Below are 17,655 nucleotides of genomic sequence, written 5' to 3'. Positions count from 1 at the left end.
GAGTCATCGCACATGTCGCACACCACCAAGGAGCAGATCCTCGACTTCGTCCGCGGCAGGTACCCGCAGGCGGAGATCGACGAGACGCAGGACATCTTCGCGCTCGGCTTCGTCAACTCGCTGTTCGCGATGGAGCTGGTGATGTTCGTCGAGAAGACCTTCGGCGTCACCATCCCCAACGAGGAGTTGCGGATCGACAACTTCCGCACCGCCACCACGATGGCCGAGCTGGTGGCGCGGCTCTCGCCGACCCTGGCCGTCGCGTGACGCTCACCGCCACGGCGCCGGTCCAGGTCGTCGACAAACGTTCGGCCCGGGCGTTCGTCGACACCCACGTCATGCCGTACGCCGACGACTACGACAGGATCGGCCGGGTCCCCGAGGACCTGCTGCGGCAGGTGGCCGCCGCGGGACTGTGGGCGCCGTTCCTGCCCGCCGAGTCGGGCGGGGCCGGGATGGACCTGGTCACGCTCGGCGAGGTGCACGAGGAGGTGGGCCGCGGCTGCTCCTCGCTGCGCAGCCTGCTCACCGTGCACACCATGGTGGCCTGGACCGTGCAGCGCTGGGGGACCCCGGGCCAGCGCGAGCGGTGGGCGCCGGCGCTCGCCGCCGGGGACGTGCTCGGCGCGTTCTGCCTGTCCGAGCCGGGCGCCGGCAGCGACACCGCGGCGATCACCACGACCGCCGTCGAACGCGGCGACGGGTGGCTGCTCAACGGGGTCAAGAAGTGGACCACCAGCGGGCAGCGGGCGGACCTGTTCCTGGTGTTCGCCCGCACCGCCGGCAGCATCGGCGCCTTCCTCGTGCCGCGGAACGCGCCCGGCGTCCAGGTCAGGCCGATCGACGACATGCTGGGCACCCGTGCCTCCATGCTGGCCGAGATCTCCTTCCAGGACGTCGTGCTCGGCCCCGACGCGCTGCTCGGCCCGAGCGGCTTCACCGCGGGCATGGTGCTGACCGGCACGCTGGACCTCGGCCGCTACAGCGTGGCGGCGGGCTCGGTCGGCATCGTCCAGGCGTGCCTGGAGGCGTCGGCCGCCTACGCCGCCCACCGCCGGGTCGGCGGCAAGGCGCTCGCGGAGCTGCCGCTGATCCAGGCCAAGCTCTCCGACATGGTCACCGACGCGCGGGCGGCCCGGCTGCTGCTGGCCGAGGCCGGCCGCCTGAAGGACGCCGGGGAGTCGAGCACGATCATGGCCACCTGGATCGCGAAGTACTTCGCCTCCACGGCCGCCGTCAGGCACGCCGCAGAGGCCGTCCAGATCCACGGCGCCAACGGGTGCAGCCCCGACTACCCGGTGGCGCGCCTCTACCGGGACGCCAAGGTCATGGAGATCATCGAGGGCAGCAACGAGATTCAGCGGATCACCATCGCAGGCCAGGCAGAGCGGGAGATGACGAGATGAGCGTGACCACCGAGCCCGGCGTCGCCCTGCCGCCGGAGAAACCCCGGCGGGGCCGCGTCAAGTGCATCGTGTGGGACCTGGACAACACCCTGTGGAACGGGGTGCTGCTGGAGGACGGCGACGTCACCGTACGGCCCGCCGTCGTCGAGCGCATCCGCGAGCTCGACCGCAAGGGCGTCCTGCACTCGATCGCGAGCAAGAACGACCGCGACGCGGCCATGGACAAGCTCGCCGAACTCGGGCTCACGGACCTGTTCCTGTACCCGCAGATCAACTGGAACGCCAAGTCCGATTCCATCAGGAACATCGCCAAGGCGCTCAACCTCGGCGTGGACGCCTTCGCGTTCGTCGACGACCAGGAGTTCGAGCGCGGCGAGGTGGCGCACGAGCTGCCCGAGGTGATCTGCGTCGACGTGCTGGAGCTGGCGGAGGCGCTGGCCAGGCCCGAGTTCCGGCCCCGGTTCGTCACCGACGAGTCGGCGCGGCGGCGCGAGATGTACCGCGGCCAGCTCGCCAGGGACGAGCTGGAGGAGAAGTTCGTCGGCACCAACGATGAGTTCCTCGCCGGCCTGGAGATGGCCTTCACGATCGCGCCCGCGCGCCGGGAGGACCTGCAGCGGGCCGAGGAGCTGACGGTACGCACCAACCAGCTCAACTCCACCGGACGCACCTACTCCTACGAGGAACTGGACGCCCTGCGCGAGTCCCCCGACCACCTGCTCCTGGTCGCCTCGCTGACCGACAGGTTCGGCGGCTACGGCAAGATCGGGCTCGCCCTGGTCGAGAAGCGGCAGGACGTCTGGTGGTTGCGCATGATGTTGATGTCGTGCCGGGTGATGTCGCGGGGCGTGGGCATGGTGCTGCTCAACCACATCCTGCGGCTGGCCGCGGCGGCCGGGGTGGCGGTACGGGCCGATTTCGTGGAGACCGGGCGCAACCGGATGATGCAGGTGACCTACGCCTTCGCCGGTTTCCGCGAGGTCGGCAGGAATGACGTCCACGTGGTGCTTGAGGCCGACCTGGGGGCGGTGCAGCCGCCGCCCTCGTACATCCGGTTGGAGATCGAGACATGAGCGTTGCGACCAGCGACGACGTGCTGTCCCGGTGGCTGCCGTTCCGCGCTCTGACGGGCGCGGAGCCGGGCGCGCTGCCGCTGTACTGCCTGCCGCACGCCGGCGGCGCCGCCTCGGCGTTCCGCACGTGGCAGGGCAAGCTCCCCGGCGTGGCCGTCCAGCCCGTGCAGCCGCCGGGCCGGGAGTCCAGGCACCGGGAGCCGCCCTACCAGCGCATGCCGCCGCTCGTCTCCGACCTCGCCGACGCCGTGCTCACGGACGTGGAGACGACCGCGGCCGGGCGCAGGTACGCGCTGTACGGCCACAGCCTCGGCGCCATCGTCGCGTTCGAGCTGGTCCGCGAGATCAGGCGGCGCGGCGGTCCCCAGCCGGTCCACCTGTTCGTCTCCGGCTCCGACGCCCCCCACCTCACCTGCGAGGACGGGCCCCAGGTGCGGAGGATGAACCGGGACCAGGTCGTGGCCCTGCTGCGCAAGCTGGGCGGCACGCCCGAATGGCTGCTGGCCGACCAGGGGGCCCTGGAGATGATCCTGCCCGCGGTGCAGGCCGACTTCACCGTCAAGGAAACCTACGTCTACCAGGACGAGCCGCCGCTCGACGTACCGATCTCGGCGCTGATGAGCGACGCCGACCCGCGCGTCGAGCCCGCGAAGGCGGCCGGGTGGCGCGCGCAGACCAGCGGGCACCACGCCCCGCACCCGTTCGACGGCGGCCACTTCGCCGTCTTCGAGCAGGCGACCCGCACCCACGAGATCGTGGCGGAGGCGCTGCGCCCGTGGGTGTGAAGGTCTGGAGGGTCCACCTGGACCGGCCGGAGCGGCCGGGGTGGTGGCGCTGCCTGTCCGGTGCCGAGCGCGAGCGGGCCCTGGCCCTGGCCGGCCCGCTCGACCGGCGCCGCTACGTGGCGGCGCACGCCGCCCTGCGCACCGTGCTCGGCCGGGCCTGCGGCGTGCCCGCCGGACGGCTCCGCCTGACCGTGGACGACGCGGGCCGCCCCCGCCTGGACGAGGGGCGGCCCGACTTCAACCTGTCGCACTCCGACGCCTGGGCCCTGGTCGCGGTCGCGCCCCCGGGTATGCGGGTGGGCGTGGACGTCGAACGGGTCCGCGCCGACCTCGACCACCTGGGCCTGGCCCGCCGCCTGTACCAGCCGGAGGAGACCGCCCGCCTGCTCGCCGCCGGCCCCGACGAGGGCCTGGCCGGGTACTTCCGTCTGTGGACCGCCAAGGAGGCTTTCATCAAGGCCACCGGCACCGGCCTCGCGGGCCTGAGCGACGTCCTGATCCGCGAAGGGAGCGCGACCTCCGTCCGGTCGCGCTCCCTCAGTGGTCCCGTCCGCTGGCTCGACGTCGCACCCGGCTACGCCGCCGCGGTGGTCACGATCGCTTCGACACCGGCACCACGTACCGGCTGAACACCAGGTCGCGCAGGACGTCGTCGCCGCCCTCCACGATCGACACGTACCGCATGTCCCGCAGCAGCTTGCCGATGACCAGCTCGTGCGTGTAGCCCAGCCCGCCGAACATCTCCGAGGCCGTCGAGGCGATCTGCCAGCCCGTCTGCCCGCAGAACATCTTCGTCGTCAGCGCCTGCTTCAGCGTGCCCACGCGCAGGAACTCCTCGCCCGCGTCGGGCCGCGCCGCGATCTCGTCGTACGCCCGGGCCGCCGCCAGGCACTGGTTGGCCATCACCTCGATCTGCATCTCGAACTGCCCGAGGCGGCCGGCGAAGACCGCGTTGGCCGTCAGCGGCGCGCCCTTGACCGACTTGGGCTTGGCGTACTCCATGCACACGTCCCGCACCCGGCGGGCGATGCCGAGCGCGGTGGTGGCGATGAGGATGCGGCTGGCGTTCAGCCCGACCTCCAGCAGGCGCAGCCCGTTGCCGCGCAGCACGTTCCCCGCGGGCACCCGCACGCCGGACAGCGACACCTGGTACGTCGCCGACGAGCGCAGCCCGATGACCTCCCACCGCTTCTCCACCGTGATCCCCGGCGTGTCGTGCGGCACCAGGACGGCCAGGTACCCCGACGGATCGTCCTCGGTACGCGCGATCACGACGATGAAGCGGGCGAAGCCGGTGTTGGTGGAGAAGGCCTTGTGGCCGTCGAGGACCACCGTGTCGCCCTCGCGCCGCGCGGTGGCGCTGATCCTGGCCATCTCGCTGCCCGCCGCGTGCTCGCTGCCCAGCGTGGCGCAGAAGCCGTTCTCGGCCACCAGTGGGCCGAGGTGGCGCTCCTTCAGCTCGGCGCCGCCGTACCAGGAGACCATGCTCGTGGCCAGCACCGGGATGAACAGGGTGAAGGCCGCCCCGGCGTCGGCGTAGGCCAGCTCGGCCGTGATGCGCACGCTCTCCTCCAGCCCCATGCCGAGGCCGCCGAACTCCTTGGGCATCCACCAGTTCGCCAGGCCCGTGTCGGCGAAGCGGCGGTAGAGCGGGAGCGGCGCCTCGGCCAGCGAGTCCAGGTACGCCTCCTTGCCCAGCAGCTCGCGCCGGGCGAAGCCCTGCACGGCCCGCAGGTAGTCGGGCTGCTTCATCGGCTGCTACTCCTCCTCGTCGCGGGCGTCCAGCAACTCGGCGAGCTGGCGGACCGTGGGGCACTCCAGCAGGCCGGTCACCGGCACCGACGCGGCCAGCGTCTTGCGGATCCTGGTGGTGAGCTCGATCGCCAGCAGCGAGTGGCCGCCGAGCTCGAAGAAGTTGTCCAGAGCCCCGATGGGGTCGATGCCGAGCACCTTGGACCAGATGCCGGCGAGGGTGGCCTCGGTGCCCTCGCGCGGTTCCACGTACGGGTTGTTCAGCTCGGGACGCGGGTGGAGCTCGCGGTCGTCGAAGTCGTCGTCGCTCTCGTGGATGTCGCCGGTCACCCACTGGGCGATCCTGGCGTCCAGCGAGCCGGTCGAGATGACCAGGTGCCCGACGCGGTCGGCCGCCGACAGCGCCCGCTCGAAGACGTCCACGCCCTCGGCCGGGGTCATCGCGTAGTCCACCACCGCGGCGCTGTGCCCGGCGACCCGGTCGGGGTCGATGTTCCAGGTGTCCCAGTCCACGGTGACCCAGCGTCCGGCGCCCTCCGTACGGGCGACGCGGACGTAGGCGTCCAGGGCGGCGTTGGCGGCCGCGTACGGCGCCAGCGTCATGCCGCCGAGCACCGCGGCGATGGACGACAGCGTGATCCGCCGGTCCGGGCAATGCTCGCCGAGCACCTTCTGCAGCACGTGGAAGCCGGTCACCTTGGCGGCCAGGTGCGCCTCGCACTGCGGGCGGTCCATCAGGTGGGCGAAGTTGAAGTACGCGCCGTCCTGCACGCCCGCGCCGTGCACCACCACGTCGATCGTGCCGAAACGGTCGACCGCGGCGGCGACGACGGCGCGCATCTCCTCTTCGTCGGCCACGTCGGCCGACAGGGCGAGCACGGTGGCGCCCCTGCTCTCCAGGTCCCGGATGTTGCGGATGTGCCGGGCCGTGCGCTCGCCGCCGGGCGGCGGCGCGGCCAGGTAGGCGTCCCACTCCTCGCGGGGCGGCAGCGGGGAGCGCGCGGTGAGGACCAGGCGGCAGCCGTATGCGTCGGCCAGGTGCCGGGACAGGACCAGGCCGACGTCGCCGAGCCCGCCGGTGATGAGCACCGTGTCCCCGTCGCGGATCCGCCGCTGCTCCGGCTCCAGCTCTTGCACGGGGTACGGCTCGTAGCGGCGCAACCACGTCTCGCCCGCGCGTACCGCCATCGGACCCTCGTGTGCGCAGACCGTCGCGGCCAGCACCTGGGCGGCCAGGGTGTCCACGTCCTGGGCGGCGTCCACGTCGATGTGGCGGCAGCGCAGCCGCGGGTTCTCCTGCTGGAGGCTGGGCGCGAGCGCCGCGAGCGTGGCGTGCTCGGGATGGCGCAGGTCGGCCCCGGCCACGCTCACGGCCTGCGACGTGAGCAGGACCAGCTCGGCCTTGGGCGCCGAGCCGGTGTTGTCCACCAGCTCCCTGGCCAGCGCCAGCGCGGAGTAGAAACCGCGGTGCTGCTCGGCCGTGAAGTGCTCCACCGGGTCGGTGCCGGAGCCGGGCGGCGGCGAGGCCAGGCTGAGACCGTGGACGATCGCCCGCGGCATGGCCACCAGCGAGTACATCAGCTCGGCCATGTCGTCGGCCTTGTGCGCGCGGATGGTGAAGTCGCCGCTCTCCTCCTGCCGGAACCGGTCGCCGTCGCGCACCGCGGTCACCTCGGCTCCGGCCTGGTTGAGCCGCTCGACCAGCGCCTCGCCGCGCTCGTCGGCGGCGAACACCAGCCACGGACCGGCCTCGCGCAGCCGCTCGTCCAGATCGGCGACGGGCAGCGGTCGCTGCCGCCATGTCGGCAGGTGGGTCCACTGCGCGCGGTCGTACGTCTTGCCCTCGCCCGCCTGCGCCTGCGGCTGCGCGGGGCCGGCCTTGACCCAGAACCTGCGCCGCTGGAACGGGTAGGTGGGCAGCTCGACCCGGCGCCCCTGACCGCCGTGCAGCGCCGCCCAGTCGACGGCGCTCCCGGCCAGCCACAGCCTGGCCACCGTCGCCAGCAGCCACTCGGCCGCCGTTGCGCCCTTCTCCGGCGCGACCACGATCTCCTCGGCCTGAGCCGTGTCGTCGTGCGGCACGTGGACGCCGATGCCGCCCAGGCCGTCGGCCAGCGCCCCGAGCGCCGCCTCGCGGGAGGAGCCCGCGGGCGCGGGGCCGTGCCGCAGGACGGACTCGACCGCCTGGTGCAGCTCCGCCCACCAGGTCGCGGGCGGCTCGGCCTCGGGCACGGCCAGCCGTACCTTGGGGTTGCGCCGCTGGGTCTTGCCGTCGATCCAGCGAGTGGGGTCGCCCAGCGCCGCCACGGCGTCGTCGCGGTCGTGGCAGACCACCGCCCGGCGCAGCGCGAAGCCGCCCCGGGAGACCTGGAGCGTGAACGCCACGTCCGCCAGGTCGTCGCCCCCGACCTCGGTCAGGTGGCGGCGCAGCCGCTCGGTCACCTCGCCCAGCGCCTGGTCGTCCCCGGCGGAGAACACCAGCAGGTGCGGTCCGGGCCGCGCGGGCCGCTCCCGCCGCGGCGGCGCCTGCTCCATGACGATGTGCGCGTTCGTGCCGCCGAGCCCGAACGAGCTGACCCCGGCCCGCCGCACGCCCGGCCCCCAGGGCCGGTCCTCGGTCAGCACGGTGAACCAGTCCTGCGCGGAGGCCAGCGCGGGGTTGGGCGTCTCGTAGCCGGGCGTGCCGGGCAGCAGCTCGTTCTTGAGCGCCATCGCCGCCCGCATCAGGCCGGTGACCCCGGAGGCGCGGTCGAGGTGGCCCAGGCTCGGCTTGAGCGAGCCCAGCACGCACGGCGTCTCCCTGGGCTGGGCGAAGACCCGGTTCATGGCCGCCAGCTCGATCGAGTCGCCCAGCATGGTGCCGGTCGCGTGGCACTCGACGTAGCCGACGGTGTCGGGCTTGACCCCGGCCACGCCCAGCGCCGACTCGATCACCTCGGCCTGGCCGTCCACGCCCGGCGCCGTGTACCCGGCCCGCAGGCGGCCGTCGTTGTTGGCCGCCGAGCCCAGGATGACCGCGTGGATGACGTCGCCGTCCGCCAGCGCGTCGGACATGCGCTTGAGCGCCACCGCGCCGGCCCCGCTGCCCATCACCGTGCCGCCGGCCTCGGCGTCGAAGCTGCGCACCCGCCCGTCGGGCGACATGATGCCGCCCTGCTCGTACAGGTAGCCGGACGGCTGGGGGAGCGGGGTGAACGCGCCGCCGGCCAACGCCACGTCGCACTCGTACGTCAGCAGGCTCTGGCAGGCCAGGTGGACCGCGACCAGCGAGGTCGAGCAGAACGTCTGCACCGATATGGCGGGCCCGCGCAACCCCAGCTTGTACGACACCAGCGAGGCGAGCGAGTCACGCTCGTTGCCGATGGCCATCAGCAACGCGCCGCCCGGCTGGGTGCCGAGGCTCTGCAGGTTCTGCACGATGTAGTCGGGGAACCCGCACCCGCCGAAGACCGCGACCTGGCCCGGCACGTCGGTCGGGCAGTAGCCGGCGCCCTCCAGCGCCTCCCACGAGCACTCCAGGAACAACCGGTGTTGCGGGTCCATGGTCTCGGCCTCGCGCGGGTTGATGCCGAAGACGGTGGCGTCGAAACGGTCGAGGTCGTCCAGCGGGCCGCCGACGCGCACGTAGCGCGGGTCGGCGAGCTTGCCCGGATCGACCCCGGCCTCCCGCAGTTCCTCGTCGGTGATGGTGCGCAGGCCCTTGACCCCGGCGAGCAGGTTGTCCCACAGCTCGGCGACGCTCCGGGCGCCGGGGAAGCGCCCGGACATGCCGATCAGCGCGACCGCGGAGTCGTAGTCGGTTCCGGTCATGATGTCCTTCCGCTTCTGAGCATGTTGCGTCGCTGGGCGATGCGGGACCGCTGCTGGTCCCGGGCCTGGCTCGGCTGCTCGCCCGCGTCCTGGTCGGCCCTGGCCGCCTCGGCGAGCGAGGCGATCGTGGGCGCCTGGTAGAGGATGTGCGGCGGCAGGTAGGACAACTCCAGCGCCCTCCTGACCTCGGCGATGATCTCCATGCCGAGCAGCGAGTTGCCGCCCAGCTCGAAGAAGTTGTCGTGTACGCCGACCTGCTCCAGGCCCAGCGCCTCCGCCCACACCCCGGCGATGGTCTCCTCCGCCGGCGACTGCGGCTCGACGTAGGCCGTGGACAGGTCCGGCCGGGGGTGCCGCCCGAACGCGTCGCGGATCTTCTTCACCGTCGCCTGGTGGCTCTCGATCGACGACTTGCGGCTCATCGCCACCAGCGGCGCGAAGTCCTGCGTGGAGGCCACGACGTGCCGTTCGCCGCTGGCCAGCGCCCGCAGCAGCGTCTGCCAGCCCTGGTCGAAGGTGAGCCCGAAGTTCTCCCGGTACCAGGCGAAGTACTGCTTGGAGCCCTCGTCGTAGTTCTCCAGGCCCTCGGTCCAGCCGTTCCAGGTCCACTCGCACCAGTCGATCGAGGTGACCGTCACGCCGGGCAGCGCGTCGCCGAGCGCGAAGGCGTCCAGGAAGGCGTTGGCCGCGCAGTAGTCCACCTGACCGGCGCCGCCGCCGGTGGCCGAGGTGGTGGAGGAGAACAGCGCCACGAAGTCCACGGGCTTGTCGCGCAGCGCCGCGGCCAGGGCGAGGGTGCCCATCACCTTCGGCGCGAGCACCCGTTCCATGTCGGCGACGGTCTTGAACTGCATGAGCCCGACGGCGGGCACCCCGGCGCAGTGCAGCACGCCGTTCAGCTCGCCGAAGCGCTCGATCGCGGTGTCCACCGCGCGCCGCGCGTCCTCGGGCTTGGAGACGTCCCCGGCGACGGTGACGACCTCGACCCCGGCCGCCTCGAGCCGGCGCAGCCCCTCCAGCCGCCTGCGGACTTCGGGCGCCGTGGTGTCCGAGGCCAGGATCGAGGCCCACTGCTCGCGCGGCGGCACCGGCGTGCGGCCGAGCAGTACCAGCCGCGCCTGATAGTGCTCGGCCAGCCGCTCGGCCATGCCCAGCCCGATGCCGCCCAGCCCGCCGGTCACCAGGTAGACCCCGCCCCGCCGGACCTCGGCGGCGGGGGGCGCCGCCTCGATGACGGAGGCGTCCAGCACCTCGTAGTCGGGAATCCACCGCTGCCCGCCGCGCAGGCCGACCAGCTGGTCGGCCGGCTCGGCGCGCAGCTCGGCGAGTAACGCGCGGGCCCCGCTGTCCGCGTCGACGTCGATCAGCCGGGTCTTGACCCTCGGGTACTCCACCGGGATCAGCCGGGCCGGGCCGAGCAGAGTGCCGAACGCGGAGTGGACGCGGTCCCCCGGGAGCACCCGCTGCCCGCCCGCCGTGACGATGTCCAGCGACCAGCCGGGCAGCCCCAGGTCTCCGGCGGCGCGGGCGAAGCCGACCAGCGTGTGCAGGCCGCGCTGCAGGCTCTCCTCGATCGGGCCGTCCTCGGCCGACCACAGATGGACCACGCGCTCGGGCTGCCAGCCGCGGCCGTCCAGCTCGCGCAGGGCCGCGACGGCGTCCTCGGGCGAGCCCGGGCGCACCCGGAGGCCGTCGGGGTCGCTGGAGAAGCGCTCGCCAGGCCGTACGAGCACCACGTCCTTGCCCGTGTCCGCCAGATGTGCCAGCAGGGGAGCGGCCAGCGCGGCGGCGAGCCCGGCGTCGGTGTAGACCAGCCAGCGATCGGCCTCCTCCGCGCGGGGCGGCCTGAGCGTGGTCTGACGCCAGACCGGCGTGTGGAGCCAGCGGGTGTCGGGCAGGCGCGGGTACGCCTTGGCGATGCTCGTCGGGTCGTTCTCGTCGAAGGCTGGCGTGCCGGCGCCCATCGAGGTCTGGTCGATCTCCAGCCAGTAATCCTGGTGCTCGAACGGGTAGGTGGGCAGCGGGACACGGCCGGGCCGCCAGGGGGTGTCCTCGTGCAGCGCGGCCCAGTCCACCGGCGCACCGGTCAGCCAGAGCTTGCCGACGGCGGTCGCGAGGGCCGCGCCGGCGTCCTGCGGGTCGTTCGCGGCGGGCAGCGTGGTCACGATGAGCGGCCACTGGGCGCGGTCGCAGGCCGGGTGGCTGCGGGTCAGCGCGCCCAGCGACTGGCCGGGCCCGATCTCGACCAGCGCCAGGTCGGCCTGCCCGAGCACGTGCCCGAGCCCCGCGCCGAACTCGACCGTCTCGCACATGTGCCTGGCCCAGTAGCCGGGGGAGGTCACGACCTCGGCGGTGGCGAGCTCCCCGGTCACGTTGCTGAGGTACGGCAGCGCCGGGGCGTTCAGCGTGATGTTGTCGGTGATCCAGGCGGTCAGCTCGCCGGCCACCGGCGCCAGCATCCGGGAGTGGAAGGCGTGCGTGGTCTCCAGCCGCCGATGCCCGATCTTGGCCTGCAGCAGCAGCGCGGCGGCCCGCTCGGCCGCCTCCGCCGGCCCGGCGAGCACCACCTGGGAGCCGGTGCGCACGGCCACGTCGAGGTCGTCGGTGAACAGCTCGCCGAGCACCGCGCGCAGGCGCTGCTCGTCGGCGGAGACCGCCAGCATCGCGCCCTCGGGCTGGGAGGTGATGAGCTTGGCCCGGTAGGCCACCAGCCGTAGCGCGTCGGGCAGCGACAACACGCCCGCGAGGCAGGCGGCGACGTACTCGCCGAGGCTGTAGCCGATCATGATCTCGGGGTGCAGGCCCCAGCGGATGAGCTGGCGCGCCAGCGCGTACTCGGCCACGAAGACGGCCGGCTGGATCAGGTGCGCGTTGGTCGTGGAGCGCGGCGCGTCCGCCTCCGCCCGGCCCAGCAGCCTGGCCAGGTCGCCCGCGCCGTCCCGCGCCCCTTCGGCGGGTACGAACACGTCGGAGAGCTGCCCCACCTCGGTCAGCCCCAGCACGGACAGGCACTCATCCACGTCGGCGCGGAACCGCGGCTCCTCGGCGTACAGGTCGGCCACCATCCCGGGGTACTGCTCGCCGACGCCCGCGATCAGGAAGCCTGCCTTCCTGCCCACGGTCGAGTCCGCCCGCCCCAGGGCCCCGGCGGGATCGGCCAGCTTGGCCGCGGCACCCTCCACCGAGTCGGCGACCACGACCTTGCGGTGCCCGAACACCTTCCGCCCGGCCTGCAGCGTGTAGGCCACGTCGCCGAGGTCGTCGGACGAGCCCGCCAGGTGCTCGGCCAGCCGGGCGCACGACTGCTCGGCGGCGGCCTGGGAGCGGGCCGAGACCGGCAGGATCTGCCAGCGGCGGGGGCGCGCTCCCCGCGGCTGCGGGAGCGGTGCCTCGGTGATGATGGCGTGGGCGTTGGTGCCGCCCATGCCCAGCGAGCTGATCCCCGCGATCCGGGGCCGGTCGGCCGCGCGCGGCCACGGGACGGGCTCGGCGGAGACGCGGAAGGGGCTGCCGGCGAAGTCGATCTCGGGGTTGGGCGAGGTGTAGTGCAGCGTGCCCGGGATCAGCTCGTTGCGCAGCGACTGGACGACCTTGATCAGGCCGGTCACGCCGGAGGCCCGGTCGAGGTGGCCCACGTTGGGCTTGATCGAGCCGAGCACGCAGTACTGCTTGCGCTCGGTCGGCCCGTAGGCCCGGGTCAGCGCGGCCACCTCCATCGGGTCGCCGACCTCGGTGGCGGTGCCGTGCGCCTCGACGTAGGAGATGTCGGCCGGGTTCACGCCCGCTTTGGCGAGGGCCGAGGAGACGCAGCGGCGCTGGCCGTCGATGCTGGGCGCCAGGTAGCTGAACTTCATCGCGCCGTCGTTGTTGATGGCCGAGGCCCGGATGACGGCGTGCACGGTGTCCCGGTCGGCCACCGCTTCCTCGAGCCGCTTCAGCGCGACGACCGCCGCGCCGTCGCCGAACATGCTGCCCCTGCCCTCGGCGTCGAAGGTACGCACGTGGCCGTCGGGCGACTCCTGACCGCCCTCCTCCCACAGGTAGCCCACGCGGTCGGGGATGCGCACCGACACGCCGCCGGCCAGCGCCATGTCGCACTCGCCGCGCCGCAGGCTCTCACTGGCCAGGTGGACCGCGACCAGCGAGGTCGAGCAGAAGGTCTGCACCGACAGGCTCGGGCCGTTCAGGTCGAAGCGGAAGGAGACATTCGTGGCCAGCGAGTCCTTGTCGTTGCCGATCATCAGCGCGGAGGTGTCGATGCCCATCTGGAACGCCATGAGCCGGGTCAGCAGGTAGCCGCTGATGTTCATCCCGGCGAACACGCCCACGCTGCCACGGCCCTCGGGGGCCGCGTACCCGGCGGACTCCAGGACCTCCCACACGCACTCCAGGAAGATCCGCTGTTGCGGGTCGGCGAGCGCGGCCTCGCGCGGGTTGTAGCCGAAGAAGCCGGCGTCGAAGCCGCGGACGTCGTCGAGGACCGGCCGCGAGCGCACGTAGTTGGGCTGCTGGAAGGTCGCCGGGGAGACGCCCGCGTCGAGCAGCTCCTCGTCGGAGAACCGGGTGAAGGACTCCACCCCGGTGCTGATGTTGCGCCAGAACGTCCCGATGTCGGCCGCACCCGGGAACCGACCGGCCATGCCGATGATCGCGATGTCGGCGTCGCCTGGTGAACGGTGCTGATCCATCAACATGCCCTTCTTCACTGAAGTTGCTCTCACAGCAGCCCGCCCCGATCCCAGCCGCGCGTCAGGCGACGGGCGGCGAACACGCCGGCCAGCAGGCCGAGCGCCAGCAGGACGGCGGCGGGCAGCAGGACGCCCGCCACGTCCGCGCGGACCGCGGCCTGCATCATGGTCAGCGCCCAGTAGCCGGGGGAGACGTGCGCGGCCACCTGCGCCCAGTCGGGCATGATGCTCAGCGGCACCAGGGCCCCGCCCAGCGAGCTGAGGGTGAGCGCGCCGACGTCGGCGATCACGCTGAGCTCGCCGTGGCTGCGCACCGTCGTGGCCAGCGCCGCGCCGATCGCCAGCAGCGCGAACGCCCAGATCACGATGGCCAGCAGGACCAGGCCCGGGGCGGGCGGCACGGGCAGCCCGATGGCCAGGCAGCCGTACACCACCAGGATCGACTGCTGCGCGATCATCACCGCGAACAGCGGCAGCGTCTTGCCGATCAGCAGCTCGTACGCCGGCGCCCGGCTCACCCGCAGCCGGTCCCAGGTGCGCCAGGTGCGTTCCGACAGGATCGAGTTGCCCGCCAGGGAGATCGCGAACACCGAGAACATCACCATCAGGCCGGTGGCGATCTGGGTCGCGCCGCCCTCCAGAGCCCTGACGTACAGGGGTTTCAGCACCAGCATGAGCACCATCGGCATGACGACGTAGCTGATCATCTGCCCCGGATCGCGTAACCGGATGATCAGGTTGTGCCTGGCCAGCGCGGAGATCCGGTAGAGGGCGTCGGACACGCCGAGCCCGCGTGGCGCGGAGTCAAGAAGCATCGTGGACCGCCAGGGATCGATAGAGGTCGTCCAAGGACGCGTTGCGCACGTCCACCGCGGTGACCGGACGGTCCACCCGGCGGAGCAGGTCGATCAGGGTCGCGGCCGGATCCGAGGTGGAGACCGCGATCTCCTCCTGGTCGTCCAGCGTGACCCGCACCTCGCCCGGCAGGTCCTTCAGCAGCTCATCGCCGGCGCCCCTGGCGATGATCCGGCCGTTGCGCGCGACCGCGATCGTGGCCTGGAGCTCGGTGAGCTCGGGCAGGTAGTGGGTGGTGTAGACGACGGCCGCGCCCTCTCCCGCGCGCTGCTTGACCACCTCGAGCATGGCCTGCCGGGTCTCCAGGTCGGCGCCCGCGGTGGGCTCGTCGAGCAGCAGCAGGCCGGGCCGGTGTACGAGCGCGCTGGCCGCTTGGGTACGGCGCTGCTGCCCGCCGGAGAGCTTGCCGGCCCTCCTGTCCATGATCTTGGTGAGCCGCAGGACGACCGAGAGATCCTCGATGGCCGCGCGCAGCGCCGCCCGGCGCAGTCCGGCGAGCCTGCCGTACAGCTCCAGGTGCTCCCGTACGGTGACTGAGGGGTACAGCGCGATGTGCTGGGGTGCCACGCCGACCTCGCCGCGGGCGGCGGAGGGGGGCTTGCCGTCGATGGTCACCTGTCCGCTGTCCGGGCGGACCAGGCGGGACACGATCTCCACGAAGGTCGTCTTCCCAGCGCCGTTGTGCCCGAGGAGCCCGACGATCTCACCGGGCGCCACGCTCAGAGTGAACCCGTCGAGCGCCTGGACCGTGCCGTACCGTTTGACGAGATCGGTTGCCGCCAGCAACGTGTCACCTCCCTATAATTAATGGAATAAGCGGGCGAGTGCGGTTAAAGCCATATTGGCCGGGCGATGGCCGGAAATAAGGGGCTGGCTGGTGGCAGGTAGTTGCCGGAAAAACCGGCCACTGGCCCGATATTTCGTGACTTGGCTTTACTGCCTAATCTGACCGATATGAACGCTGGGTCGTTGATCGCGTCCGGATACGACTGCGAGATTTTCGAGGCCGGAGCGGGGAGGATCATCCGGCGTGCCCGCGACGGCCGCAGCCTGGAGCGTGAGGCCGCCGTCATGCGCCACGCCTGGCGCCACGGATTCCCCGCCCCCGAGGTCTTCGACGCCGACGGCCCTGACATCCTCATGGAGCGCGTGGAGGGCCCGAGCCTCATGGCCGAGGCGGCCCGCGCCCCCGGGCGCGCACCGGAACACGGCCGCCTCCTGGCCGCCCTGCTGCGCGAGCTGGCCACCGTACGGGCCCCCGGCTGGCTCCAGGCCGCCGCGGGCTGCCCCGGCAACCGCCTGCTCCACCTGGACCTCCACCCCGCCAACGTGCTCCTGACCGAGGAGGGCCCCCGGGTCATCGACTGGGCGAACGCGGCACGGGGCGCTCCGGGTGCGGACGTCGCCTGCACCTGGCTGGTCCTGGCCACCGTCCCCGTCGAGCCGTCGATCGAGGCGGGCCGGGCCGGCATGCTCGCGGCGTTCCTGGAGGACATCGACGCCGCGGCGGCGCGGCCGTACCTCCAGGCCATCGCCGACCGCCGCCGCGCGGACCGCAACATCACGGCAGCGGAAAAAGCGGAGATCACCGATTTCCTCGACCGGGAAACCCGGACGGCTTTTCCGCTGGGAGATCGCTGGGAGATCTGACATGGACGAGCACCGCGACGTACGGGCATCCGACACCGACCGCGAAGCCGCCGCCGAACGGCTGCGCGTGGCCGTGCAGGAGGGTTGCCTCGACTTCGGGGAGTTCAACGACCGCGTGGGCCTGGCCTACCAGTCCGTGACCCGCCGCGAGCTCGCCGCGCTGGTCGCCGACCTGCCCGCGGAACGCCGCCGGAGCCGGCCCCCCGCCCCGCCGAAAGTGGTCCCCCGCTGGCTGAAGGTCGTCTGGGCCGGGTGGGCCGCTCTCCTGGGGGGCAACATCGCGGTCTGGGCGGCGGTGAGCGCGGCCGATCCGTGCCCGGTGGACTTCTGGCCCAAGGAGATGTTCGCGCCCGCGGTCATCCTGGCTATGGTGACTGCGGTCACCATCATCCGCAGACGAGACGCGACAGCCGAAGGACGCTGACATGGCCCTGCAATCGCCCACGGCATCGGGGCGGCGCACGGAGCTCGACTCCCTCCGCGTCCTGATGGTCGTCGGACTGGTGTTCTTCCACTCGGCGATGGTGTTCGACGCGCGCGACGACTTCTACGTGAAGAACGCGGAGACCACCGGCGCCACCTTCGTCATCGCCGCCGCCGGCGTGTTGTGGGCGATGCCGATGCTCTTCTTCGTCGCGGGCCTGGGCGCCTGGCACTCCCTGCGCCACCGCGGCACCGCCGGGTTCGTCGCCGAACGCCTGCGCCGCATCGGGGTGCCGCTGGTGTTCGCGACGGTCGCGATCGTCCCGGTCCCGCAGTGGTTACGGCTGCGCTCCGACCCTGCCCAGCAGCTGTCGTACCTGGAGTTCCTGCCCCGCTTCTTCCGGGTCCACCTAGACCTGAGCGACTTCCCCTTCATCCTGCAAGGCGACTATTTCGAGACCGGCCACCTGTGGTTCCTGGTGCTGCTGCTGACGTTCTCCCTGCTCCTGGCCCCTTTGACGCACTGGGTCCGGGCCGCCGCCGCAGCCGGGCGATCCGGCTGGACGGCCCGTCTCGGCGAGCGCGCGGCCGCGTACGCGCTGCGCCGCCGCGGCGCCACCCTCCTGCCCGCGCTGCCCCTGGCGCTGTTCTGCGCGCTGGCGGGGCTGGAGGAGGAGTACGCCGGCTGGAACCGCTGGGCTTACCTGATCTTCTTCCTGCTCGGCTTCGTCTTCACCACCGACGCACGCTTCAGATCCGCCCTCCGCCGCGACACCCGCCTGGTCGCCGCCGTGGGCCTGGCGTTCTTCCTGATCGGCGCCCCGATGATGCTGGCGGCCGGCGACGGCGCCTTCACGGACCTGACCCCCTTCGCGATGGCCGGCAGGTTCCTGTACGGCGCGGCCGGATGGTGCTGGCTGACGGCGATCCTCGGCCTCCTCGACCGCCCGCGCCCACCCCGCCCAGGACCCGCCCGCGAGGCTGGGGGCCGGCGCGCCTACCTGGCCGAGGCCGTGTTGCCCCTCTACGTCCTGCACCAGCCGATCGTGGTCGCGGTCGCCTACCTCGTGGTCCGGTGGGACGCGCCGATCCCCGTCAAGTTCCTGATGATCGTCGCGATCTCGCTCGCCCTGATCGGCACCGCCTACGAGTTCGTGGTCCGCCGTACCAGATTGACCCGCTTCCTGTTCGGCATGCGCCCCAAGCCCTGAGC

The 17,655-nt window shown here is 72.5% G+C and carries 13 protein-coding genes; 8 read left to right on the top strand and 5 right to left on the bottom strand.

The features are described 5' to 3' along the window. Positions 1–12: 12 nt before the first annotated feature. Genes ACFLIM_RS45850 through ACFLIM_RS45830 form a run of 5 tightly spaced genes read left to right on the top strand, consistent with a single transcriptional unit; the run spans position 13 to position 3,893 of the window. Positions 13–267 (top strand): acyl carrier protein, encoded by a 255-nt coding sequence (locus ACFLIM_RS45850; RefSeq protein ID WP_393176364.1) that lies wholly within the window; start codon positions 13–15, stop codon positions 265–267. Continuing rightward, a complete protein-coding gene (locus ACFLIM_RS45845; RefSeq protein ID WP_393176362.1) occupies positions 264–1,406 on the top strand; it encodes an acyl-CoA dehydrogenase family protein in 1,143 nt (380 codons plus the stop codon). The genes ACFLIM_RS45850 and ACFLIM_RS45845 overlap by 4 nt, the downstream gene beginning before the upstream one ends. After that, a complete protein-coding gene (locus ACFLIM_RS45840) occupies positions 1,403–2,479 on the top strand; it encodes an HAD-IIIC family phosphatase (RefSeq protein WP_393176360.1) in 1,077 nt (358 codons plus the stop codon). The genes ACFLIM_RS45845 and ACFLIM_RS45840 overlap by 4 nt, the downstream gene beginning before the upstream one ends. Next, on the top strand, positions 2,476–3,264 hold the full coding sequence (locus tag ACFLIM_RS45835; protein ID WP_393176358.1) for a thioesterase II family protein: 789 nt from the start codon (positions 2,476–2,478) through the stop codon (positions 3,262–3,264). Before ACFLIM_RS45840 ends, ACFLIM_RS45835 begins: the two co-directional genes overlap by 4 nt. Further along, positions 3,261–3,893 carry a 4'-phosphopantetheinyl transferase family protein gene (locus ACFLIM_RS45830; RefSeq protein ID WP_393176357.1) on the top strand — a complete coding sequence of 211 codons (633 nt, stop codon included), beginning with the start codon at positions 3,261–3,263 and terminating at the stop codon, positions 3,891–3,893. The genes ACFLIM_RS45835 and ACFLIM_RS45830 overlap by 4 nt, the downstream gene beginning before the upstream one ends. On the opposite strand, the gene ACFLIM_RS45825 is transcribed toward ACFLIM_RS45830, so the two are convergent. From ACFLIM_RS45825 to ACFLIM_RS45805, 5 genes are read right to left on the bottom strand one after another with little or no spacing between them, the layout of a single operon-like run. Further along, the gene (locus tag ACFLIM_RS45825; protein ID WP_393176355.1) at positions 3,856–5,016 is read right to left on the bottom strand and encodes an acyl-CoA dehydrogenase family protein; all 1,161 of its coding nucleotides are present in this window, start codon (positions 5,014–5,016) and stop codon (positions 3,856–3,858) included. The two genes, ACFLIM_RS45830 and ACFLIM_RS45825, sit on opposite strands and share 38 nt — an antisense overlap. A 6-nt stretch (positions 5,017–5,022) precedes the next feature. Beyond that, positions 5,023–8,826, bottom strand: a complete 3,804-nt coding sequence (locus ACFLIM_RS45820; protein ID WP_393176353.1) for an SDR family NAD(P)-dependent oxidoreductase — start codon at positions 8,824–8,826, stop codon at positions 5,023–5,025. After that, positions 8,823–13,514 (bottom strand): type I polyketide synthase, encoded by a 4,692-nt coding sequence (locus ACFLIM_RS45815; RefSeq protein WP_393176351.1) that lies wholly within the window; start codon positions 13,512–13,514, stop codon positions 8,823–8,825. The genes ACFLIM_RS45820 and ACFLIM_RS45815 overlap by 4 nt, the downstream gene beginning before the upstream one ends. Before the next feature lie 29 nt (positions 13,515–13,543). Further along, complete coding sequence (locus ACFLIM_RS45810; RefSeq protein ID WP_393176349.1) at positions 13,544–14,329, bottom strand: ABC transporter permease; 786 nt, start codon at positions 14,327–14,329, stop codon at positions 13,544–13,546. After that, positions 14,319–15,155: an ABC transporter ATP-binding protein gene (locus tag ACFLIM_RS45805; protein ID WP_393176347.1), complete on the bottom strand. Its 837-nt coding sequence runs from the start codon at positions 15,153–15,155 to the stop codon at positions 14,319–14,321. The genes ACFLIM_RS45810 and ACFLIM_RS45805 overlap by 11 nt, the downstream gene beginning before the upstream one ends. Before the next feature lie 168 nt (positions 15,156–15,323). On the opposite strand from ACFLIM_RS45805, the gene ACFLIM_RS45800 reads away from it, so the two are divergent. Genes ACFLIM_RS45800 through ACFLIM_RS45790 form a run of 3 tightly spaced genes read left to right on the top strand, consistent with a single transcriptional unit; the run spans position 15,324 to position 17,653 of the window. Next, on the top strand, positions 15,324–16,019 hold the full coding sequence (locus ACFLIM_RS45800; RefSeq protein ID WP_393176345.1) for a phosphotransferase: 696 nt from the start codon (positions 15,324–15,326) through the stop codon (positions 16,017–16,019). Position 16,020: 1 nt separating this feature from the next. Further along, complete coding sequence (locus ACFLIM_RS45795) at positions 16,021–16,443, top strand: DUF1707 SHOCT-like domain-containing protein (protein WP_393176343.1); 423 nt, start codon at positions 16,021–16,023, stop codon at positions 16,441–16,443. Position 16,444: 1 nt separating this feature from the next. Continuing rightward, positions 16,445–17,653, top strand: coding sequence for an acyltransferase family protein (locus ACFLIM_RS45790; RefSeq protein WP_393176341.1), 1,209 nt, complete (start codon positions 16,445–16,447; stop codon positions 17,651–17,653). The last annotated feature ends 2 nt before the right edge of the window (positions 17,654–17,655 follow it).

This window comes from Nonomuraea marmarensis (assembly GCF_043197025.1).
GTDB classification, from domain to species: Bacteria; Actinomycetota; Actinomycetes; order Streptosporangiales; family Streptosporangiaceae; genus Nonomuraea; species Nonomuraea marmarensis.
This window is presented reverse-complemented; position numbering and strand designations above follow the sequence as displayed.